Annotated in this window: 23 protein-coding genes; 5 read left to right on the top strand and 18 right to left on the bottom strand. The window is 39.0% G+C overall.

Annotated features, from left to right (window positions below):
- Positions 1-141: 141 nt before the first annotated feature.
- Positions 142-351, bottom strand: a complete 210-nt coding sequence (locus tag JOC94_RS20870) for a cold-shock protein (protein WP_408021942.1) — start codon at positions 349-351, stop codon at positions 142-144.
- 586 nt (positions 352-937) lie between these two features.
- Complete coding sequence (locus JOC94_RS20875; RefSeq protein ID WP_236017175.1) at positions 938-1,423, bottom strand: tyrosine-type recombinase/integrase; 486 nt, start codon at positions 1,421-1,423, stop codon at positions 938-940.
- 959 nt (positions 1,424-2,382) lie between these two features.
- Between JOC94_RS20875 and JOC94_RS20880 the strand changes: the two genes are divergently transcribed.
- From JOC94_RS20880 to JOC94_RS20890, 3 genes are read left to right on the top strand one after another with little or no spacing between them, the layout of a single operon-like run.
- On the top strand, positions 2,383-3,117 hold the full coding sequence (locus tag JOC94_RS20880; RefSeq protein WP_077113035.1) for an ABC transporter ATP-binding protein: 735 nt from the start codon (positions 2,383-2,385) through the stop codon (positions 3,115-3,117).
- Complete coding sequence (locus JOC94_RS20885) at positions 3,095-4,531, top strand: hypothetical protein (RefSeq protein ID WP_077113034.1); 1,437 nt, start codon at positions 3,095-3,097, stop codon at positions 4,529-4,531. Before JOC94_RS20880 ends, JOC94_RS20885 begins: the two co-directional genes overlap by 23 nt.
- On the top strand, positions 4,518-4,826 hold the full coding sequence (locus tag JOC94_RS20890; RefSeq protein ID WP_077113033.1) for a hypothetical protein: 309 nt from the start codon (positions 4,518-4,520) through the stop codon (positions 4,824-4,826). The genes JOC94_RS20885 and JOC94_RS20890 overlap by 14 nt, the downstream gene beginning before the upstream one ends.
- Positions 4,827-5,837: 1,011 nt before the next feature.
- On the opposite strand, the gene JOC94_RS20895 is transcribed toward JOC94_RS20890, so the two are convergent.
- The 5 genes from JOC94_RS20895 to JOC94_RS20915 all read right to left on the bottom strand — a co-directional run bounded on the left by JOC94_RS20895 (position 5,838) and on the right by JOC94_RS20915 (position 9,715).
- Entirely contained in the window at positions 5,838-6,362 is a 525-nt protein-coding gene (locus JOC94_RS20895; protein ID WP_077112053.1) for a PepSY domain-containing protein, read from the bottom strand.
- A 103-nt stretch (positions 6,363-6,465) separates the two neighbouring features.
- Positions 6,466-7,155 (bottom strand): PepSY domain-containing protein, encoded by a 690-nt coding sequence (locus tag JOC94_RS20900; RefSeq protein ID WP_077112055.1) that lies wholly within the window; start codon positions 7,153-7,155, stop codon positions 6,466-6,468.
- Between the two features lie 50 nt (positions 7,156-7,205).
- Positions 7,206-8,564: a sensor histidine kinase gene (locus tag JOC94_RS20905; RefSeq protein ID WP_077112057.1), complete on the bottom strand. Its 1,359-nt coding sequence runs from the start codon at positions 8,562-8,564 to the stop codon at positions 7,206-7,208.
- Entirely contained in the window at positions 8,561-9,259 is a 699-nt protein-coding gene (locus tag JOC94_RS20910) for a response regulator transcription factor (RefSeq protein ID WP_077112059.1), read from the bottom strand. The genes JOC94_RS20905 and JOC94_RS20910 overlap by 4 nt, the downstream gene beginning before the upstream one ends.
- A 297-nt stretch (positions 9,260-9,556) precedes the next feature.
- Positions 9,557-9,715, bottom strand: coding sequence for a hypothetical protein (locus JOC94_RS20915; RefSeq protein WP_171973919.1), 159 nt, complete (start codon positions 9,713-9,715; stop codon positions 9,557-9,559).
- A gap of 150 nt (positions 9,716-9,865) precedes the next feature.
- On the opposite strand from JOC94_RS20915, the gene JOC94_RS20920 reads away from it, so the two are divergent.
- A complete protein-coding gene (locus JOC94_RS20920; RefSeq protein ID WP_077112061.1) occupies positions 9,866-11,485 on the top strand; it encodes an ABC-F family ATP-binding cassette domain-containing protein in 1,620 nt (539 codons plus the stop codon).
- A gap of 116 nt (positions 11,486-11,601) precedes the next feature.
- Here the strand turns inward: JOC94_RS20920 and JOC94_RS20925 are convergent, their stop codons facing one another.
- The 8 genes from JOC94_RS20925 to JOC94_RS20960 all read right to left on the bottom strand — a co-directional run bounded on the left by JOC94_RS20925 (position 11,602) and on the right by JOC94_RS20960 (position 18,505).
- Positions 11,602-12,468, bottom strand: coding sequence for a DUF421 domain-containing protein (locus JOC94_RS20925; protein ID WP_077112063.1), 867 nt, complete (start codon positions 12,466-12,468; stop codon positions 11,602-11,604).
- A 15-nt stretch (positions 12,469-12,483) separates the two neighbouring features.
- Positions 12,484-12,690 (bottom strand): DUF1657 domain-containing protein, encoded by a 207-nt coding sequence (locus JOC94_RS20930; RefSeq protein WP_077112065.1) that lies wholly within the window; start codon positions 12,688-12,690, stop codon positions 12,484-12,486.
- A 61-nt stretch (positions 12,691-12,751) separates the two neighbouring features.
- On the bottom strand, positions 12,752-12,955 hold the full coding sequence (locus tag JOC94_RS20935) for a DUF1657 domain-containing protein (protein WP_077112066.1): 204 nt from the start codon (positions 12,953-12,955) through the stop codon (positions 12,752-12,754).
- 108 nt (positions 12,956-13,063) lie between these two features.
- On the bottom strand, positions 13,064-14,134 hold the full coding sequence (locus JOC94_RS20940; RefSeq protein ID WP_077112068.1) for an AI-2E family transporter: 1,071 nt from the start codon (positions 14,132-14,134) through the stop codon (positions 13,064-13,066).
- A 115-nt stretch (positions 14,135-14,249) separates the two neighbouring features.
- On the bottom strand, positions 14,250-15,215 hold the full coding sequence (gene trhO / locus JOC94_RS20945) for an oxygen-dependent tRNA uridine(34) hydroxylase TrhO (RefSeq protein WP_077112070.1): 966 nt from the start codon (positions 15,213-15,215) through the stop codon (positions 14,250-14,252).
- A gap of 133 nt (positions 15,216-15,348) precedes the next feature.
- The gene (locus JOC94_RS20950) at positions 15,349-16,812 is read right to left on the bottom strand and encodes an amidase (RefSeq protein WP_236017176.1); all 1,464 of its coding nucleotides are present in this window, start codon (positions 16,810-16,812) and stop codon (positions 15,349-15,351) included.
- A gap of 119 nt (positions 16,813-16,931) precedes the next feature.
- On the bottom strand, positions 16,932-18,158 hold the full coding sequence (locus tag JOC94_RS20955) for an MFS transporter (RefSeq protein WP_077112074.1): 1,227 nt from the start codon (positions 18,156-18,158) through the stop codon (positions 16,932-16,934).
- A gap of 14 nt (positions 18,159-18,172) precedes the next feature.
- On the bottom strand, positions 18,173-18,505 hold the full coding sequence (locus JOC94_RS20960; RefSeq protein WP_077112076.1) for a DUF1033 family protein: 333 nt from the start codon (positions 18,503-18,505) through the stop codon (positions 18,173-18,175).
- Positions 18,506-18,663: 158 nt separating this feature from the next.
- On the opposite strand from JOC94_RS20960, the gene JOC94_RS20965 reads away from it, so the two are divergent.
- Entirely contained in the window at positions 18,664-18,906 is a 243-nt protein-coding gene (locus JOC94_RS20965; RefSeq protein WP_171973920.1) for a YkuS family protein, read from the top strand.
- A gap of 20 nt (positions 18,907-18,926) precedes the next feature.
- On the opposite strand, the gene mobB is transcribed toward JOC94_RS20965, so the two are convergent.
- Genes mobB through moaA form a run of 3 tightly spaced genes read right to left on the bottom strand, consistent with a single transcriptional unit; the run spans position 18,927 to position 21,745 of the window.
- A complete protein-coding gene (gene mobB / locus JOC94_RS20970) occupies positions 18,927-19,451 on the bottom strand; it encodes a molybdopterin-guanine dinucleotide biosynthesis protein B (RefSeq protein WP_077112081.1) in 525 nt (174 codons plus the stop codon).
- A complete protein-coding gene (locus JOC94_RS20975; protein ID WP_077112083.1) occupies positions 19,424-20,707 on the bottom strand; it encodes a molybdopterin molybdotransferase MoeA in 1,284 nt (427 codons plus the stop codon). The genes mobB and JOC94_RS20975 overlap by 28 nt, the downstream gene beginning before the upstream one ends.
- Before the next feature lie 27 nt (positions 20,708-20,734).
- On the bottom strand, positions 20,735-21,745 hold the full coding sequence (gene moaA, locus JOC94_RS20980; protein ID WP_077112085.1) for a GTP 3',8-cyclase MoaA: 1,011 nt from the start codon (positions 21,743-21,745) through the stop codon (positions 20,735-20,737).
- Positions 21,746-21,774: the final 29 nt, after the last annotated feature.

The following is a 21,774-nucleotide window of genomic DNA, read 5'->3' on the forward strand; positions in this document are numbered from 1 at the left end:
GAATACTTCTTTTACATAAGTATAAAAAAATTGGAAGTCATGTTGGGTAGGGTGAGATTCCATCTCACTCCACCCCAACATTTGACATAGAACCACAATAAAAAACCCGTCCCGAAATTCAGGACGGATCGTCTAAAACCATTACGTGATAACAGGTAAAACCCTTGTTTCCTGTTCCATTTCCGATTTGCAAATGGGGCAAATCGTTTTATTTTCTGAAGAAAAGGCATCCCTCATCCAACATGAACATTGTTCATTCGTACATGACCAAACAATTGTTTCCTCTTCAGGTACCGGCTCCTGAGGCCCTCTTCTATAAGCCATGATCGCTAGATCCCCTTTCTTATTCATCACTTCTATTATACCCTATTTACGCAAGAAAAAAATGTAGGGTGGAATGGATTCCTTCGGGGATTCTCGACATATCCTGGAAACATGAGCCATTTATGATGAATTATACCGGTACCGCCATTTTTCCAACCTGTCCCTGGCTCATGGTTTAATAACTGAAAGAACCGTCCGGTCTCCTTATTAGCAGGTTATTGATGAACATCTCCGCTGAAAAATAAAAGAAGCTACAGGTTATTGTTCTTCCTCAGAATCATTTAAATCAACCGTTATCTCATTTCGACTAATGAAAAAATTCACATTCCACCTTGGATGGATCTTAAACTCTTGGTTTTCATTTATCTCTAAAATGCGTGTATTTCATCAAGATCTTTTGAAACAAATATCATTTTACTTGTATCGTTATTCATAAAAATATGCATTTCGTTATTGTAATGAATATTCAAGCTTTTGAACTTTGTTTGTTTCATCTTCTCACTTCTCCCCTATGAAAAAAACGATAAAATTTTTTCCATTATCTTCTACAATTTCTTGTTTTTTTAAAAAAGATGATTGCATACGTCTCTCCATAAAATGATGCTTAAGAGGCTTAGTGTCGGCCTATAACCACTTCCTCCATATACATCTTCAGCAGTGCAATATGCCATGCTGATCTTTCGACTGCATCACGTAAAGATGTTTTAATTTTAAGAAGAACCTCATGTGTTGTTTTTCGAGAATGTGTCTTGGCATACTTATCAATCTTCTTCTGTACAACAATATCATTTAAATCTTTTAATTGGATATTTTGAAATAAATTTTGAATAATGCCTAAAGTACGAACATAATTTTGAAATGTCGTTTCTTTAACGTCATTAACCTTTACAAGATAAATCCAATTTTCAAAGAAGTCCGCAAATGTTGTTGTTATGTGAGCAAGTTCTTTTCCTTCTCCTTTCGCTAATTCCATTTCTAAAGCCCAAATTTTTGCTTCCTTCTTAGTCGGAAATGTTTTAGTTAGTTTTTTATGTTCTCCATATTTGTACAAAGAAATTTGTGCTCGATATGACTTTCCTCTTTTTACAATACTAGCCATACTATCAATCCTTTTCAAAAATAAAGTTGATAGATGCTAGTTGAAAACAACTATATTGTATTTCTAACCAGCATCTTATCAACTGTCGACATTTTAAACGGAGTGTTTTTCGATAAAGTGTATTAAAGACTTCATTGTCTAGCGTTCGCGCTTACCAATCATGAAACGATCTAGCTCTTCATGTGGCCGAATATATTTATCAAAAGACTTTGGGTCTATACCTAAAAATCTTATGCTTGTTCCCTTGCTAAAAGATATGGATAATCCTTTGTAGCCATGTTTATGCTCATGTGACATCATCTCCTTTATGCTGAGATTTAATTTTAATATTTATTTAGTTCTTTAGTGCTTGTTCAGCATCACATTTGATTTGTCCTAGTGAATTCGCTCGAAATATCAACTCCATTTTTCTGTCATATTTTGTCGCACCAGAACCTTTTAACCAGTATTGACACTAATAGGGTTGATTGTTATGTTGGTATCAATACATAATCTATGTACTAAAAAGTATAAGGAGTCGAGTCCACAATCTTATGTAAAATAGCCTAACAATTTTTTTGGGGTGCCCCCAAAAAACTTTTCTTAAAATTGACTATATTTTCTTGATGAGCTAGATGAGCTAGGCCTATCGTCATAAATGTCGATAAGGACAGTTCCGATTAATCGATTAGCTGATTCACTCACTAGACCGTTCAATCTGTTGCCTGAATGTATTCTTTCCATCAGTTGGTTAAACGCCTTGTAAGATGTTTTTAGAAAGATCACCTTGAACACATTTTTCAATTAGATTTTGTATTTTCTTTTGTTTTCAATGTGAAATGGATGTGGGCCTTATTGATTTGCCTCCAGAAAAAGTTTTTGTCGTAAAGAACATTGTCACAAAAAGGCAGTCAATATGGACTTTATCAAAAATCCATTCGTACAAATTACTATTTATAATTAATCTTATAGGAGGATATATGCTTAACGTTCAGAACATTGTTTATTTTTATGACAAAAAAAATACGGTTCTAAACAACGTAAGTTTTAATTTAAATAAAGGAGAACTATTAACAATTGCTGGCCCCAATGGAAGTGGAAAAACAACGCTTATTAAGTTAATAGTAGATTTACTTAAGATTCAAGAAGGGTCTATTTTCATTAATAAATCTTTCCATGATAATCCATCGGTTAAAAAAGAAATTATATATTTATCTAGTGAGGATTTTTTACCGGATTTTTTAACAGGTAAAGAATATATAGAAATGATATGTGATTTTTATGATACACCGTTGGATAAAGAAAAGTTATTTCGTTTAGTAGATTATTATTCTTTAGATTCTAAATTAGATCAATTGATAGAAAATTATTCTCATGGAATGAGGAAAAAGATTCAATTAGTTAGTGCATTTATGATTAACAATAAAATTATTATTATAGATGAAACATTGAATGGTATAGATGTGGAAGCAAAAGAAGCAACCAAACTATTATTTGAACAATACAAACGACGTGGTGGTTCCATAATAATGTGTACCCATGATTTAGAATTAGTTGAAGAGATAGGATATAGGGTGTTACTCATAAATAATGGTGTAATATACATAGATGATCTTATTGAAAACATTCTCAAGACTGGTTCTAATTTAACAAATGTTTTTAAAGAGCTTATAGATTATGAGGGCATGAAAAATGAAATTGAAAAATATTTTTAATTTACAAAAGCTATATTTCCTATTTATTTTAAGAAGAATTCTAAGTGTGGGTATATTAAAGGAGAAAATATTTAAAGCTTTCATCTTTATTGCCACAGTAGTAACTATTACGGTAACCACATTTTTTCTATATAATTTTTTAGATGACACCGATGTTTCCGAACAAATGAACTTTATATATTTTATTATTAAAATGCAAGGTGTAAATATTATCGTTTGGACGATGATTATATTCGTTCTTACTAGAATGATTTTCTTGAAAAAAGGGAATTTCTTAAAAATAACAAATCAGTTGCCAATTACACATAATGAAAGAAATAGTTCATTTATTATTTTTGAATTGCTTATGTCTTTAACTATTATTTTTCTAATTAGTATCGCCGTTATTATTGCAGTAGTATTACGCACTAACTTTCAATATATTCCTTTACTAATTTGCACAATTTTTTTTACGAGTCTAACAGGGTATTTATTATTACAACTGATTAATTCCATAATCATATACGTATTAAATTTAATTAAATTAGAAAAAGTAAGTGCACTCGTTTCAATTCTAAGTTTTATTGTTATGTTGGCAATATTATATCTAGATATAATGCAATCTATAAATAATATAAACTTTAAAACTGGAGAATTTAATCATTGGTCCCAATTTTACATAGAATTGTATAGTAATTATGGATTTATTGTTACATCCTTAATTTTTGTAATAATCATTTTTGTACTATTGTTCATTCTTTTTTATATTCCTAATAATTTCGGATCAGAAGATAATCTATATTTAAAAATTAAAAAGCCTACTAAACTTAGACTAACTATGTTTAATTTGTATATTTTACAAATATCGAGAAGAGTGGAAAACATAACAACTCTTATAATTGCATATTTTTTATCGATTTCTTTGCTTATTCTAGATATATTGAATCCGTTATATGCCATGTTTTTAGTTACTACATCAGGACTGTATATTTATACTCAAACTGATTCAATTAGAATAAATTACTATAGATTTAACTATAGTGCAATTAAAGATTATATTAATCTAATTATCAGTCAGTATCTATACATATTAATAACTTCATTACCAATATTGATATTAGGGCTTATTATAAATAAAGGTAACGTTAATCTTTATGATACTTTAATTATTTTTGGTCAATTACTTTTAATCATTATACTTTCAACTTTGATTGGAATTCTATTCCCGGCAAAAAAGGACAATCCATTCTCACCTATTATTGGATTTTTAATAATCGTAATAATTTCAGGATTTATATCATTAATATTACAATTCTTAAATTTTTCAAAACTGTACAATAGCATATTAATGATGATTTTATATATTTTCGTTATATACATAAGTTGTTTGGGATTAAAAAAACTAAAGGAGGAGTTTTTACATGAAGATAGTTAATATTATCATTGGAACTCTAGTGTCAGCTGTGATAAGTACGGTAATAATCTTAGTAATTAGTTTGATCAAGCTGATGTTTACTCATGATGAAATTGGATATACAACATCATTTTTCAATTCGTTATTTGTAAAAGTCGATGAAAATACCGACGGCTGGGATTTATATACAACTCTAGGGGTGAATACCGATAATTTAACACCCATTATTTTAACAATTATCTTTTTTTGGTTTTTCTATTTAATTTTAACTAAGGTCTATATAAATAGAAAAAAGAAAAGAGAAAATGTAAAGTAAAAGATTATGGTAGATAAAAAAATAAATATTAATGCTATCACATTTATTAACGTAATTAAGTACGTTCTAATTTATATGAAATGGTGCAATTATTTCTTTATCCTTTTCTTTATTGTTTCATTATTATTATTTTATATAAAAGTTAACATTATTTTATACACGTTAACCTATCTTTTAGGTGGAATATTATCAATTAGTATACATGAGTATATGCATATATTATTTATAAAAAAAATTACAAATAACAGTCATATTAGAATAAAAATTAGTTCCAATCATTTTAGTATAATTCCTTGCGATGAAATACATGGATTTAAATCCATACTTCACCGAATAGGATCAGCTTTTATTCGCAAAAAGTATTCAACTAACATCTATCATTTTGGTTCAAATTGGCTCAAGTAAGATCATTTTGAATCCTTTTTCATACACTTCCATCAATTTATAAGCGTATAAAAGATTGATATAAAAGGATTCCAATGGATTAGGTTTACTTAGAATTCAACTGTATATTTCTCAAAAATTCGAGACTTCTCGTTGATACTTTTTTCTGCATCCTTGGTTCCATAGATAGTATATTTTGAATAAAAAATATTAAGGGGGGAGTATTCGAAAACAAAAAAGTCAACGGAATTTTTTGTTGCAGCCTCTTGTACATCATGGAGCAGTTCAGCATCACTTATCCCTTTTTGAGGATATATAGTTGTATTTGGATACTCATTATAAAAGTTATTCAATCGAAACATATAACTTTCTCCGATAGCTAGTAAGGCAACGAAAGTTAAAACAAAAAATGACTGCATACTTAATTATTTTCAAAACTCCGCCACTCATTTCTACTCAGTTTTTTACCTCTTATTGAAACCTTATATATATCGATAATTATAAAGGTTCCAACCATCCGAATTCGATGGTTGGAACCATTTCTGTAATTATTTTTGGCTAGTTATGTCCCAGTCCCTCATCTCACAACGTCCAACACATTTATATAGCAAAACAAATGAATCATCATTAGTCATTGTCTTTTGTGATAATCTTTCCCGTTTCTGAATCAACTTTTATTTCTACTTCATTTTTGCCCGTTTGGATTTCAATCTCGTAATAACCGTCTTCTGGATCAAACTCTGAGCCCTCAACTTCACCAGGCGTGTCTTTGACAGCAACAGCGATGGCATCTTCCATTGAGACTTTTGCTTCCTTATTTGTTACAGGTTCGTTATCATGATCGTCATCTTGATCTACTTTGATGACATTTCCTGTTTTTGCATCAATATCGATATCGACTTTACGGCCTTTCTCATCACTTATTAATTCAATTTCATAGATAAGGCGGCCGTCGTCCTTTTCCAATTCAATTTCTTTTAGTTTTCCACCTGCTTCATGTAGCGCAATCTTTTTCGCTTCATCCATAGAAATGGCGCTTCCTGTATTCTCGGGATTTTTGTCACCGGCTATGGAATTGGCTCCAACCCCTATCGCGCCTCCCAATAACACCACCCCGGCTATTCCTGCAAACAAAATGTTTCGTTTTTTCATGATCTAAGTCCTCCTTTTGTCTTTCTGATACTATCGTAAGGTCCAAAGATGAGGACTCCCTTATAATAAAATGAGAAATTGATGAGAAATGACTCATCATATGTTAATCATCCCAAGTAATAGATAGAACTTCTCCCGTAATGCTATGAATTTGAACAGTTGCTTCTTGATCTTGATCACTTTCAATCTCTACTAAATAATACTTCAAGCCATCCGATTCCTTCAAATCCACATCTTCCACTTTGCCCTTTACTTGTTGTAAAGCAATGCCGGCCGCATCCTGTTCAGTGATGCCATTGCTTGTTTTGCCACTAGACTCCACAATGCTTCCGGTTTGGGCATCCACCTTTATTGTTTGATTCGACTGGCCATCATTCAAAACCGCATAATAAAAGTAGCGGTCCCCTTCGCGCTTTTTTTCTAACCGGTTGATTTCTCCTCCATATTGATCATGAATGATTTCTTTAATTTTATCTTCAGGCAGAGTTTGTTCATTGGGAGCTTCCGCTGGTTCCGGATTTTTCTGGTCGACTTTTAAAATGTCTCCATCTTTCCGTTGAACATAAATATCATAAAGCCCCGATTTCGTCTTAATGGTAAACAAATATGCTTCATTCGTCTCGCTGACTTCGGTAATATCTCCGCCATACATGTCTTGTACAATTTCTTTTGCTTCCGCTATAGTTAACGAATCTGCAGGCTTTAGTACATTGAAGAAAAGCCACAATAGGAAGCCAAGGAAGATAACGGTGGCAATGACGATGGGGGTTGGGCCTATTTTAACCTTTTTCATTTGGATCTCTCCATACGTTTTTTCCTATTATACCTGTTGTTGATGAGAATTTAATGAGAAGCAGGCATGTCCAGCCAAACTTGCGCTGTTGTTCCCTTTCCTGGCTCGCTTTCCAGCTTTACGTCGGCATGAATTGCGGCTGCCAGTTCCTTGGCAAGCGGGAGTCCCAAACCAAACCCGCCTGTTTTTCGCGCCCTTGACTGCTCCACACGATAAAACCGGTCGAACACTTTAGAAAGTTCCTCTTTGGGAATCCCCATCCCAAAGTCAATCACTTCAATGAGAGCCTGATGATGGCGAATTTTCACGTTCACTTTTATTTTTTTGTCACTATACTTTTGCGCATTGTCCAAAAAAATATATAATAACTGTTTTAGTTTTTGCGGGTCGGTAACGACGGTTGCATCCGCTTCTATAAACAGTTCTATTTCCCGTTTAAACCCTTCCCGAAAAGATTTGATTGATTCTTCCACAAATCCCTTCAAAGCGACGTTTTCCATTTCAACGTTCCACTGTTCATCATGCTTGGCCAATAATAGGAGCTGTTCAATCAAATTTCTCATTCTATGGGCTTCTGAATGAATCGCCTCTACTGATTCCTCAAACAGTTCAGGAGTATTCTTACCCCTCCTGAGCAAAAGGTCGGCATAAGCTTCTATAACAGTCAGCGGTGTTTTTAATTCGTGGGAAGCATTTTCCACAAACTGCTCCTGTTTTTGGTAATTAGCCTCCAGTTGCGCAATCATGTTATTAAATGTTTCTCCCATTTGATAAAGCTCATCTTTCGATTGTTTTGGGAGTTCAATTTTTTTATAACGGCCGCTTTCTTGAATCTCCTTCATTGTCCGAGTAAGTGAGGCAATGGGAGAAGTGATGAAATTGCTTAAAAGGCGGGACGATAAAAAGACCGGAATGGACGCCAGCAGCATGGCGGCAATTAAGACGGCCCGCAAAGTGTTTAAGTTACGTTCAACCGCGCCCATGCTCTCGGCCAATTGCAGCTTTACGACCTCGCCATCACGCCAAATCATGGGAATGGAAACAACTGCATAGGGAGTGCCGTTAAACGTCATGATTTTCTTTTGTTCATCCTTCGTAACCTTCCCGATTTTCTTTCTGAGTTCACTTTGTTCGGCTGTTGTGACAGAGGCAATCCGTGACCCATCCGCAGTAACGACTTGGAGCATGCCATTTGCCGGGACATAAGCCCTTAATAAATCATCGGCTGGAATGGACCCTTTTACCCTGTTGATTCCTTTAACCGTTTGCTTCGCCTCTCCTGTAACTCTTTCCAGCGCGCTGTCATATAACATTCGGCTAAAAGAAAAATAAATCGCGCTATTGATGAGCAGTAATAACACAATAAACATCGCGGTAGAAAATAAGTTGATTTTACTTTGTAATTTCATTGGCTGTCCTTTAATACATAGCCTACTCCCCGAACCGTATGGATGAGCGGCTCATGATATTTTTTGTCCACTTTATTTCTTACATAACGAATATATACGTCAACAATATTTGTATCTCCCAGATAATCATATCCCCAAACCCCGTTTAACAACTGCTCTCGATTTAAAACCTGGCGGGGATGCTTCATCAAAAAGGCCAGCAGATCAAATTCTCTTTGTGTCAAATTAATCGGTTCCTCCCCTCTTTTTACTTCTCTGGATAATTCGTTTAATTTTAATTCTCCAACTTGTATCCATCCTTCACTGACATGATCATTGGTCATCCGTCTGCTTGACCTCAATGCAGCCCGCACTCTTGCAAGCAGTTCTTCCATTTGAAACGGCTTGGTTACATAGTCATTTGCGCCCAAATCCAGCCCCGATACTTTATCTTCCACTGAACTTTTCGCAGTCAGTAATATGATCGGCGTTTGCTTGTCGCTGCTTCTGATTCGCCTCAATATCTCGATTCCGCTCATTTCTGGAAGCATAATATCGAGGATGACCAAATCCCATGATTGTTCCCGAAACATCCTTAAACCGTCTAGTCCATTAAAAGCTTTTCCAATGTCGTAACCTTCAAAAGACAGTTCCAGTTCAATCACGCGAGCTATCTTCTCTTCATCTTCAACGATTAGTATTGCAGACTTATCCATATGCAACCCTCTTTTTTATTGATTGACAAACTCCCCAAACTTTACATTATGATAAATAAAGAATGTAAGTCTTGTAAAAAACATACCGAAAAAATACCGTTTTGAAAAGTCCTGGCAAAGGCCGACAAAGTAAAGTGCCCTGTTATTCTTTATCATCAAGCCCGGTAAAACCGCCAATGACGCAACCTCGTTTCAGGAAATATTTAGTGAGTTTCGGAGCCGACAGAAACAGATCCGCGAACTATGCCCGAGGGTGGAATATAACCCTCGCCACCCAATCAATCATTCCATGACCGTTCAGAGAGTGTTGTGTTCCCCGTTTTTTCCTTCAAGGCAAGGAGAGCTTTTTACCGGCGGGATCGGCGACAAATAACGATCATGCGCCCTGTCATCTGCGGCTTTCTTACTTACTTGATAGTTTGAGTCAAGCAAAAGTCCATCTTTTTTCGCCTGCACCACTTGACACACCTGTCGGGATTCAGGCTGCTAACATTAAAAAATAGAATTTTGGCAAGTATTTTTAAAAATATATGTTTCCTTCTATCCAAACGAACAACTAAAAGTGTTATAATGGGTAGGAATTTCTTATGGAGGATTTGATTATAATTGATTACGGTGAATAATGTGGGTCTTCGTTTTGGAGACCGTAAACTGTTCGAAAATATAAACATAAAGTTCACGCCCGGAAATTGTTACGGTTTGATCGGAGCAAACGGAGCCGGCAAGTCCACCTTTCTTAAAATATTGTCCGGTGAGATCGAACCGCAAACAGGAGTTGTAACGATCAACCCCAATGAACGAATTGCCGTTTTAAAGCAGGACCACTTTCAATATGAGGAAGTAGAGGTCATCCAAGTAGTCATCAGAGGCCATGCTCGCCTATACGAAATCATGCAGGAAAAAGATGCTCTTTATATGAAAGCAGATTTCTCCGAAGAAGATGGAATGCGTGCGGCCGAACTGGAAGGCGAGTTTGCAGAGCTGAATGGATGGGAAGCCGAATCGGAAGCCGCCATTTTGTTAAAAGGCTTGGGAATTGCTGAAAACCAGCATGCCAAAAAAATGGCTGAACTTTCAGGGGCTGATAAAGTAAAAGTATTGCTGGCCCAGGCTTTATTTGGAAAACCCGATATTTTGCTGTTGGATGAGCCGACGAACCACTTGGATATCAAAGCGATTCAATGGCTGGAAGAATTCCTTATTAACTTTGAAAACACAGTTATTGTTGTCTCTCATGACAGACATTTTCTAAACAAGGTTTGCACCCATATTGCCGACCTCGACTTCAGCAACATCCAAATTTATGTCGGGAATTATGATTTCTGGTATGAATCAAGCCAATTGGCGCAACGGATGGCGCAAGAAACAAACAAAAAGAAAGAAGAGAAAATAAAGGATTTGCAGGCATTTATCGCGCGTTTTAGTGCCAATGCATCCAAATCCAAACAAGCCACATCGAGGAAAAAACTGCTTGAAAAAATTACCCTTGATGATATTAAGCCCTCTTCCAGGCGTTATCCGTATATTTCGTTCACGCCAAATCGGGAAATCGGCAATGACTTGCTAACGGTTGACGGTCTTTCCAAGAAAATAAACGGTGTCAATGTATTGGATCATATCAGCTTTACCATGAATAAAGGCGACAAAATTGCCCTAATCGGGAAAAATGAGATCGCCAAAACGACGCTGCTGGAAATTCTTTCGGGAAACATGGAGCCTGACAGCGGTTCGTATAAATGGGGAGTAACGACTTCGCATTCCTATTTCCCGAAAGACCATACAGACTTTTTTGATGGGGTAGATGTAAATCTGGTTGACTGGTTGAGACAATTTTCACCAGAAGATGAAACTGAAAGCTTCTTAAGAGGTTTTCTCGGCAGAATGCTTTTTTCCGGAGAGGAAGTATTGAAAAAAGCATCTGTCCTTTCTGGTGGTGAAAAGGTTCGCTGCATGCTTTCGAAAATGATGCTTAGCGGCGCTAACGTCCTGTTACTGGACGAACCGACGAACCATTTGGATTTGGAGTCGATCACGGCACTGAATAATGGATTGATCAATTTTAAAGGATCGATCATTTTCACATCCCATGACCACCAATTTATCGAAACGATCGCAAATCGAATTGTGGAATTGACTCCTAAAGGAGTCGTCGACAAGCATATGACATATAATGAATATTTGGAGAACGAACCATTACAGAAACAAGTAGCAACCATGTATTCGTAAATAGCTGTTCCACACAACTTCACGGGCGCCAAGCTTTTACTGCCAAAGTTGCTTTGTATGTGAACGCATAGGTTTATCGACGTTAAAAAAGGTCCCTTTCCTCAAGGTGACCTTTTTTATTGTCTCAACAAATGTTCTGACTTCTGAATAATTTCTTCTATTTTCTTAGCGTTTCTGCTATACATTTCCTTTGCTTTTTCATCTTCTGTCGCCAGTGCAAATGTCTCCAAGTCGGCGCCGCACTTTTTCAATGCGCTCAATAACATCGGCCTGTCTTTCGGTTGAGGAACTTGCATGTTATCATCATAAATATCGACAACCAACTGTCCGAACGGATCTACTTGTCCGATATATACATTATCAAGCGCGATATTTCGTTTCTTCAGCTCTACATCCAGCCATTCTCTTGTCATTCCGCTGGCGGACAAACCCGAATCCATGATTTTTCCCTCGAGGATAACAGTGTGTGGAGGCCTTTCCGGCGCAACTTCCATTTGCAAGTCTTTGGGAGTGATCGGCTGCTTTTCCTTTTTGAACATGACATTTAAATCGCCGTTTGCTTCAAGGACTGCAAATTCAACATCAGCAATATTAAAAACGTTTTTCTTCCTGAGAAGATGAAGGAGCTCTTCCACGGTATATTTTTCTTTGGTCAAGCTTTCTTCTTGAATTTTTCCATTCTTAATGACGACTACTTCTTGCCCTTCAATAAAGTTTCTTGCTTTCTTGCTTTTTAGCGCTAATAACCCGGCAATAAACGGAATGCCCGCCCAAACAAACATGCTGTATATGCCAGGCAGCATGTTTCGCTCCAAGCCGGTCGACAGTTCAGCGGCAATGCTGCCCAGCGTAATTCCTGCTACATATTCAAAGAATGAAAGCTGGGACAATTGCTTTTTTCCAAGCCATTTTGTCAATAAAAATAAAAAAAAGACTAAAAATAGTGATCGAAGAACAATGTTTAGCCATTCAGGGATTTCCAATCATTTCCCTCCTGTTTACGATTTTCTATACTGCAACTCTTCAGCCTTCAACAATTCGACCCTTAATCTCAAGTCACGGATAATCGGGTCTGTTTGCATCATACATTCATGGAAAATCTGCTTGGCTTCAGTATGGGAAGATGTGAGCGCCAGTTTACTGAACGAAGCCTGGATGCCTTCCAAAGTAGCAAGTGTCGTCTTTACATCTGATATGATCGTCATTTGTATTCACCTCTTATGGGAAAGGACAGAATGATTCGCCACTCTGCCCCCTTTTTTACGATTACTCACCATATTGCGGCTCTTCTTGAATCACTTCTTGAATCCTTGGCTCCAGTTGGTCTATCACAGACTGAGTTTGTTGAGCAGCTGTCTTGTACAGCTGTTTTGCCTGTTCATTATCTGTTTGTAAAGCATATCCTTCAAGGCTAGCCTGAGCGCTTTTTAAACCGGCCAGTGTTGTCTTCAAGTTGGTGATAACAGTCATATATGATCCCCCTTAAAAATGTTTTCATGAACGTTCCTATTTTGCGATAATCTGTCCGTATTTATAAAAAGAAAAAAATGACAAAAAAAATACCGCCAAACGGCGGTGTCATTCAAGTTTAACGTAACGGTACATGTGGCTGACGATTACCTTGATCAATGCATAGGCAGGAACAGCAAAAATCAGCCCGAGCAAACCGCCAAACTTTCCAGCGATTAATAAGACAAAAATGATCGTTAACGGATGGATATTCAGTTTTTTCCCCATGACGAGAGGAGAAGTGATATTGCCGTCAATTTGTTGGACGATGACGATGACGAGAATAACTAAGACCGCACGCAATGGGGAGTCTAATAGTCCCACAATCACAGCTGGAAAAGCCCCAATCCATGGACCGACAAACGGAATCACGTTTGTCACCATCGCCACAACTCCCAACACAAGCGAATATTCCAATCCGATAATTAAATAACCGATATAGGCTGTCACACCCACACAGAAGCTTACGATGAGCTGACCTTGGATATAAGCGCTTAATGCCTCATCCATATCTTTTAAAATATTCTCTGCTTCATCATGATGTTTTTTGGGCAATATTTTCAATAAAAAAGTGGGAGCTTGCTTTCCGTCCTTCAACATAAAAAATAAAACGAACGGAACGAGGACAAGCAGCATGACAGTATTGGCTATGAAACCAACTGCGCCGGCAATTCTTGTACCCGCGTCTTGCAGCATGCCTTTGGCGTTTTGCTCAATATAATCGGTGATCTTTTCGATCGAGAAATAATCATTTTCCTGGAAACGTAAAAACCAATCGCTCTGAGTCGTTGAATGAAACCATTGCTGAATATTGCTGGAGTAAGCAGGTATATTGTCGATCAAGAGATTAAATTGTTTTTGCAATTCAGGACCAATGACAAATACTGCTCCCGTCATTACGCCCGCTATCCCCAAAAATACAATAATGATTGCGAGGGTTCGCGGCATTTTTTTAGAGAGGAGATTTACTGCCGGCCTTAACAAATAATAAAGAATACCGCTAAGGACAATAGGAGGAAACAATGATTGAAATATGATCACAAGCGGTGTGAATATAAAACTGATTTTTGTTCCAAGATAAATAATGATGAAAACCATAATAATGGCCGTTAATCCTTTAAACCATTTTTCTTTAAGCATTCGTTCCCCTCTCTTTCACTGTTTGACAACATCTCCATTATCGCACATTTGAATATGTTTGTACCATACCATATTTAAAAACCCGCCACCTGGAAAAGATGACGGGTTTCATTCGTTACACGGAGGATGCTTTTTCCTCTTCCAGCTTTTGCAGCCTGTCCTGTATTTCTTCTTCTGTGAGCTGATGTTCTTTTACATAAAGATTCCTCGGATGTACACGGCATTCATCCGTACAGCTTCTCATATATTTATGTTCATTTTCTTCGGAGCATAGGAACTGTCTATTGCATTCCGGGTTGGCGCAGTTTACGTACCTTTCACACGGCTTGCCGTCAAAATAGTCACGCCCTACGATGACATGTTCTTTCTGATTGACAGGAACCGAAATCCTTTGGTCAAACACATAACATTTGCCATCCCATAACTCCCCTTGCACTTCTGGGTCCTTCCCATATGTGACAATTCCGCCATGAAGTTGAGACACGTCTTCAAACCCTTGCTTTAACAGCCAGCCGGAAAATTTTTCACAGCGTATGCCGCCCGTACAATACGTTAAAATTTTCTTGCCCTCAAGTAAATCCTTGTTTTTTTCAACCCATTCAGGAAGCTCCCTGAATGTTTTAATGTCTGGGCGAATCGCTCCCCGGAAATGGCCAAGGTCATATTCATAATCATTGCGGGCATCAAGGACGACTGTATTGTCATCTTGCATCGCTTCATAAAATTCTTTCGGACTGAGGTATGTGCCCGTCACTTTCCGTGGGTTGACGTCATCTTTCAACCGCAGCGTAACAAGTTCTTTCCGTGGGCGAACGTGCATTTTTTTGAAAGCATGCGTGTCTGCCTCGTCTATTTTGAATACGATATCCGCAAAACGCGGATCTTTTCTCATTGTTTCCATGTACTTGTCTGTTTGCTGGACAGTTCCGGAAACCGTGCCATTAATCCCTTCTTTTGCCACGAGAATGCGGCCTTTCAGTCCCAGCTCTTTACAAAACTTCAAGTGTTGAGCGGCAAACTGTTCAGGATCATCAATGGTCACATACTGATAATAAAGCAACACCCTAAACTCTTTGGACATGTCAAATACCACCTATCGATTTATATTTGCAAGATATAAATGTATTTAGGCGTTTTTTCCAAGTGCGTGAAGGCACTAAGATATACACTTTACTCTTACACAATGAGTATTTTACATTTTGTCCAATTAAAAATCAAGAGCGTTCACTTTCCTGATCATGAGCCTCGCAGCGGACGTAACCGCCAAATTCTTCTTCAATGATTTCACCAACCGCAAAAAGTTGCTCTTCATTTCCTATTTTGCTGATGAGTTGTACGCCAATGGGCATGCCGTTCTCATCCTTCCCGGCAGGAACTGTTAGAGAAGGCAATCCCCACACATTTGCATACGCAATATACGGCATATACTTTTTAAACGTCTTTTTAATGGAAAATATTTCGGAATACAATTCTCCGTGCGGCGGGGCAGTCCGATGGTAAACCGGCAACAGCAAAATCTTATTTTCAAAGTATTCAGCAATGGCTTTATCTCCTTTTTCGATGATCTTCTGGAGATCCCTGACGCGTTTTTGACTTGGCTTGAACATTTTGGCACCAATGAGCGCCCATGTGAAATAACGGTGGTAATCCGAACGATTGGTGATTGCTTCCTTCACATATTCTTTCACAACTTCCCCATGCCCCTGAAAACCGGCGGCATCCGCAACCGATTTTCCACCATCGACTGACATGATTTGCTGCCAGATGATGGCACTCTCTTTAAAATAAGGAGGGTCTTCAATTCCAACCAAAAATACTTTGTTCAAATGATCCGCAATTTTTTGTATCAATTGTTCGGAAGATTTTTCAAGCGGATAAGCGCCTGCCGGAAGCTTATGAATGATGATATCGGAAAGTTTCTTTGCTGGGCTTTCCTGTCGCTTTGCAATCAACGAGTATATGAACCGGACATCCCTTATGGATTTGGCCATCGGACCGATGCCGAGCATTCTTTTTTGAATGGGGTGAACAATATCCGGAAAACTGCCGATATCGGAAACTTGCGCATTTCCAGACTTGAAGCCGACGACCCCGTTGAAATGTGAGGGAAAGCGAATAGAGCCCCCTATATCTGATCCGATTCCCGCAGCCGCGCCCCCAACAGCCATCAATGCCGCCTCTCCTCCGGAAGAACCTCCCGCGGTTTTCTCCAAATCCCAAGGGTTGTTTGTTTTTCCGAATCGTTTATTAGCTGTTTCCTGGCAAAAACAAAGGGTCGGGGTGTTTGTTTTTCCTAAAATAATGGCCCCTTCTTTTTGCAGGATTGAGACAACCTCCGCATTTTTATCAGCAACGATCCCGTCTCTGTTGGTAAGTCCGCCAGTCGTTTTCATGCCTGCTACATCAAAAGATTCTTTCATGCTGATCGGGACACCAGTCAATGTACCGTTACTGTTTCCGCTCTCCAAAAGACGATCAGCTTCTTTTGCTTCCTCCAGCGCCTCCTCGAAGCGATCTTCGACAAGCATATTCACTCTTGAATTGACATGTTCCAAATGTTTCATGTACGTTGTGACAACTTCAACAGATGACATTCTACCGGAATGTATTAAATCTATTAAAGTAGTAACATCCATATCCAAAATGCGCAGGCTGTTTTCAGGTACCGTTTTCAACATTCTTGACATAAGCACTCCTTTCGGATTTTCACATATTTTACTAATTATTCGATAAATTCTCTCCAATATCCTTTATTTGATAAATATAAAACCCCGGGACCATCCCGGAGTTTTACACACTACACATGTTTTGTCAGTTCTCTTACTCTATCATCGCTTGGCAGCAACCATGTAAAAATACCGGCCAAAGGAAGAAGACTGCAAAGGATCATGACGAATTTGATGTTATATAAATCGGCAAGCATGCCTAATGCAACTGCACCAACCGCCCCCATGCCAAATGCGAGTCCGACAATCAGCCCGGATACCATCCCCACTTTTTTGGGGAGCAGTTCTTGGGCGTATACAACAGCGACGCTGAAGCTAGAAAGTAAAATAAAGCCGATAAGAAAAAAGATCGGTATAATAAACGAAAGCGGAACATACGGCAAGGCGAGCGTCAATGGTGCCGCCCCGATCATTGACAAGGAAAGAATATTTCTTCTCCCGAACCGATCTGCCAACGGTCCGCCGAAAAATGTACCAAGGACACCGGCAAACATAAAGATAAAGACATATAATTGCGCGTGCCGGACAGTCAATCCGTAATCTTCCATCAAATAAAATTGATAAAAATTGTTGATGCCCGCTACATACCAGGATCTGGCAAAAACAAGAAAAACGAGCAAGGCAATGGCCACTTTAATTTTGGGATGAATCGGATACCCATTCTTATGAACCGTTTTTCCTTTTCTCGAAAAAGCGGCGGTTTGCAGCTGGGCTTTATACCATTTGGATACGAACATCAACATGATAATGCCTACTGTCGTAATGGCTATAAAAGCCAAGGCCCCCTTTTGGCCAAGCGGGACGAAAATGAAGGCCGTAAAAATGGGCGCAAGCGACTGGCCAAAGTTGCCTCCCACCTGGTAAATGGACTGGGCAAGCCCGCGCTTCGACCCGGCTGCCATATAAGCAACACGCGACCCTTCCGGATGAAAAACAGCCGAACCAATCCCAATGAAAAAGACTGATGCCAATATCATATAAAAATGGGACGATAAAGCAAAACCGATGAGCCCCAGCGTACTGACAAACATGCCTGCCGGAAGCAAAAAAGGCGTTGCTTTGCGGTCGGCAAAATAGCCAAACACCGGCTGCATGACAGATGCAGTCATGTTTAACACGAAAGCAATCCAACCAATTTGCGCAAATGACAGATGCAAATGCTGCTCAAAAATAGGATTCATCGCCGGTACAACAGATTGAATGGAATCATTTATCAAATGGCTGCCGCTGATCGCATAAAGCACTCCGTATACGGTCGTTAACTGTGTTTGTTGTTTTGAAGTCAACGCATTATTCATAATAACTCTCTTTCTTAGCCAAAAATAAACTGCTCTTCTATTTTTGACAAATGATAAGGTTCCCCGTTCAATAATATGAGCAGGCCGTAATATATTTGCAAATCTTCGTCGCAAGGATCACAGTAAACATAATCTCCATCTTTCCAAAACGCCACCATGGAGGTATTTTTTATTTTTACGTGATCAAAACGGGAAACGAATAATTTGTATAGAGCACCAAACTTCATAAAGGCGCTGTTCTTGTCCGAACATACATATGTGGCCAATATATCGTTTTTCCAATCAGGAAAAAACCACCACGGTTCATTTTCACCTTTCATGATTATGACTTCCCATTTTTGAACCATGTTTAATCCCCCAAACTATCATCCACGCTTTTCATTATACTACAAAGACATGTCTTTGATTATACAATTCTCCCGTTTTTGACTCCATCAAAAAGCTCTCTTACTGTTTATTTTTCCTAACAGTTGGACATGGATATTTAGCAAGGAGGTGTTGATTGATGAAGAAAGTTGGCGTGGAAGAAGGATTAACGAACGTTACGGAAGCGCTTCAGCAAAAAGGCTATGAAGTTGTTTCATTATCGAATGCGACGGATTTGGACGAATGTGACTGCTGTGTTGTCACCGGAATGGATTCCAACATCATGGGCATGCAAACGACCACGACAAAAGTACCTGTGATTGAAGCGAGTGGATTGAGTGCTGAAGAAGTATGTAAAGAAGTTGAAAACAAATTACATTAAAACAAAAGAAAGACCGGCCTTCATTTCCGGTCTTTCTCTTTATATACATATTGACCCACAAACCACTCCAGAAAAGGTTCCAATTCAGTCAGCAAAAATAAAGGAACATTTGCCCCCAATTGTAATGGCTCCCGGCAAATAATCGCCTCAATGTGATGTAATTCTCCCAGCAAATCCACATCTTCATTGTCCCTTAACAATACTGCCTTGGGGTAGCCGTGATGCTTATAACCTTCCACTAAAATAATGTCCACTGGGATATCGTTGTATAATTGAATGATTTCCTCCAGTTCCCACGAACTTTTTTGGGCTTCTATATGCAATATACCGTTGCCTTCCACAGCGGTCACATTTGCACCGGCCAGGCGGTGTTTTTCCGAATCTTTTTGTACTGAAATTCTTTCTGGAAAACCGCCGTGACCGTGATGCTTAATCGTCCCCACCTTAAGGCCATGGATTTTACATGTGGCAATCAATTGTTCCATTACCGTTGTTTTGCCGCTGTTTTGATATCCCGTTATTTGGAAAATCTTGGCTCCTGCCATGGCTTGTCACTTCCTTCGGCATCTTCCAGAAGCATCATATCAACGTGATCTCCCGCCTGAAACCCTCTCGTTCCTCCGGGAAGGACAATGAAACAATCGGCCCAAGCAAGGGATGTGACAACACCTGACTTATCAAGCCCAACCGGTTCGGCATACACTTTGCCATCTTCAAACAAGATACGGCTCCGAACAAATCGGCTGAAAGGATTCGGTTTCGGAAAATCACTTTTTAACGTGCCTCGAATCGTCCGTAAATAAGGCCTGTCCGAGTGCAGCCAATATTTAATATAGGGCCCTGCAAACAACTCAAATCCTACATAGCAAGCTGAAGGGTTTCCCGATAGACCAAATAATAGTTTTCCATCCCTTTCCGCACAGCTCGTTACACTTCCCGGCCGCATCGCTATTTTATTAAAAAGGAGGCGGGCACCGATTTGTTCATATATTTCCGGAAGGTGATCATAATCGCCTACGGACACCCCCCCAGTGGTGATGACGGCATCACACTCTTCAGTTGCTTGCATAATCGTGTCGCGCAGTTTTTCCAAGTCATCGGCACACTGTTCATACCTTTTATATTGCGCACCCGCACGCAATATTTGTGATTCGATCATATACCCGTTGCTGTTGCGGATTTTCCCCGGAACCAGGTCATCTTCCGGCCCAAGAAGCTCACTTCCGGTCGCGAGGACGCCGATAAGCGGCTTTTTGGCGACAGGCACTTTGCTGTAGCCAAACGTGGCAAGCAGTGCTTTGATTCCTGGGTTGATACGGACGCCTTTGTCGATAAGCGGAGTTCCTTTTTTCGCGTCTTCCCCTTGAAAGGATATATTATCCCATTTTTTCATCACGCGTTTGATTTCAATAAAGCTTTCTCCATTTTCTTTCAGTTCGTTTACAAGCTCCAACATCACAACACAATCGGCCCCTCCCGGGATTTGCGCGCCTGTCATGATCCTGATCGCTTCCATGGGACCGACTGTTTTTCCGCTCACTTGGCCTGCCCCTATTTCATCAACCACTTGCAGCCGTTGCGGGTTGTCACGGGAAGCATTTTCGGTATCGGATGATCTTAACGCAAACCCATCGTAAGGTGAACGATTGAAGGGCGGAACATCATGATCTGCAATGATCGGCTCCGATAAAAAGCGGCCATCACACTCATCGATGGAGACAAGTTCCGTTTCGCCCCTTTTCTTATATTCCATCATCTTTGCAACTGCATCCCGCACCCAAATCGGCTTTCTGATTTCCATCGGCTTCCCCCTCATCTTCTCACTATGTTATCCACCTATATAAGACATTTCAATTTTCTCTTTGCGCCTTACACTTTCTTCTGTCCGCTCATCTGAATAACGATCTGTTCTTCGTTCCCATACTGAACGGATTTTGTCAACGAGCGGACCTTCATCTGGATAGGTTCTTAAAATGTTCCGCAAATCATGTCCTTTGGAAGCAAACAAGCATGTGTAAAATTTTCCGTCAGCCGAAATCCGCGCTCTTGTGCAACTGCCACAAAAGGATTCCGATACAGATGTTATGAATCCGATCTCCGTTTTTGAATCCTTGTATCTGTACCGCTTGGCTACTTCTCCAAAATAATCGGGATCTACAGGCTCCAATTCAAAGTGTGCGGCGAGCTTGTTGAATATTTCTTTTTTGGTAACGACTTTTTGAAAATTCCAGCCGTTCGTATTGCCTACATCCATAAATTCTATAAAACGAAGCGTGACCCCCATATCCCGAAAGTGCTCGGCCATTGGAATGATCTCACTTTCATTGACGTCCTTTTGTACAACCATATTCACTTTTACCCCTAAACCTGCGCGAATGGCGGCTTCTATTCCACGTAAAACAACGTTGGAACTCACACCCCGGCCATTTATCTTTTTAAATATCTCATCATGCAGAGCATCAAGACTGACATTAACCCTTTTAAGTCCTGCTTGCTTCAGATTTTCCGCTTCTTTCGTCAATAAGACTCCGTTAGTCGTCAATCCGATATCATCAATTCCTTCTATTTTCGTTAAGCGTGATATTAAGGAGGTGATATGTCTTCGAAGCAGCGGCTCGCCACCCGTAATTCTCAATTTCCTGACACCCAATTTGCTGAAGACAACTGCAAGCCTTTCTATTTCTTCAAATGACAAGATTTCCTCTTTGGGCAAAAACGTAAAATCAGGCCCAAATATATCAGCAGGCATGCAATATTGACACCTGAAATTGCATTTATCTGTGACGGAAATCCGCAAATCCTGCAAAGGACGCCTCAATTTGTCCTGTAATCCCTCCATTAAATCTCCTCCAATTCCAACTGTTCGCC

Origin of the sequence: Siminovitchia thermophila (assembly GCF_016909185.1) — a bacterium.
In the GTDB taxonomy this organism is placed as follows: Bacteria; Bacillota; Bacilli; order Bacillales; family Bacillaceae_C; genus Siminovitchia; species Siminovitchia thermophila.

Coding starts and splice junctions, on each gene's coding strand:
- JOC94_RS20975 (WP_077112083.1), bottom strand. CDS start 20,707: ATGGAAATCAGAAAGCCGATTTGGGTGCGGGATGCAGTTGCAAAGATG.
- JOC94_RS20910 (WP_077112059.1), bottom strand. CDS start 9,259: ATGGATAAGTCTGCAATACTAATCGTTGAAGATGAAGAGAAGATAGCT.
- JOC94_RS20960 (WP_077112076.1), bottom strand. CDS start 18,505: ATGGTTCAAAAATGGGAAGTCATAATCATGAAAGGTGAAAATGAACCG.
- JOC94_RS20870 (WP_408021942.1), bottom strand. CDS start 351: ATGAATAAGAAAGGGGATCTAGCGATCATGGCTTATAGAAGAGGGCCT.
- trhO (WP_077112070.1), bottom strand. CDS start 15,215: ATGTCCAAAGAGTTTAGGGTGTTGCTTTATTATCAGTATGTGACCATT.
- JOC94_RS20890 (WP_077113033.1), top strand. CDS start 4,518: ATGAAGATAGTTAATATTATCATTGGAACTCTAGTGTCAGCTGTGATA.
- mobB (WP_077112081.1), bottom strand. CDS start 19,451: ATGGCAGGAGCCAAGATTTTCCAAATAACGGGATATCAAAACAGCGGC.
- JOC94_RS20905 (WP_077112057.1), bottom strand. CDS start 8,564: ATGAAATTACAAAGTAAAATCAACTTATTTTCTACCGCGATGTTTATT.
- JOC94_RS20950 (WP_236017176.1), bottom strand. CDS start 16,812: ATGTTGAAAACGGTACCTGAAAACAGCCTGCGCATTTTGGATATGGAT.
- JOC94_RS20935 (WP_077112066.1), bottom strand. CDS start 12,955: ATGACTGTTATCACCAACTTGAAGACAACACTGGCCGGTTTAAAAAGC.
- JOC94_RS20965 (WP_171973920.1), top strand. CDS start 18,664: ATGAAGAAAGTTGGCGTGGAAGAAGGATTAACGAACGTTACGGAAGCG.
- JOC94_RS20940 (WP_077112068.1), bottom strand. CDS start 14,134: ATGCTTAAAGAAAAATGGTTTAAAGGATTAACGGCCATTATTATGGTT.
- JOC94_RS20930 (WP_077112065.1), bottom strand. CDS start 12,690: ATGACGATCATATCAGATGTAAAGACGACACTTGCTACTTTGGAAGGC.
- JOC94_RS20900 (WP_077112055.1), bottom strand. CDS start 7,155: ATGAAAAAGGTTAAAATAGGCCCAACCCCCATCGTCATTGCCACCGTT.
- JOC94_RS20955 (WP_077112074.1), bottom strand. CDS start 18,158: ATGAATAATGCGTTGACTTCAAAACAACAAACACAGTTAACGACCGTA.
- JOC94_RS20895 (WP_077112053.1), bottom strand. CDS start 6,362: ATGAAAAAACGAAACATTTTGTTTGCAGGAATAGCCGGGGTGGTGTTA.
- JOC94_RS20875 (WP_236017175.1), bottom strand. CDS start 1,423: ATGGCTAGTATTGTAAAAAGAGGAAAGTCATATCGAGCACAAATTTCT.
- JOC94_RS20885 (WP_077113034.1), top strand. CDS start 3,095: ATGAAATTGAAAAATATTTTTAATTTACAAAAGCTATATTTCCTATTT.
- moaA (WP_077112085.1), bottom strand. CDS start 21,745: ATGGAGGGATTACAGGACAAATTGAGGCGTCCTTTGCAGGATTTGCGG.
- JOC94_RS20880 (WP_077113035.1), top strand. CDS start 2,383: ATGCTTAACGTTCAGAACATTGTTTATTTTTATGACAAAAAAAATACG.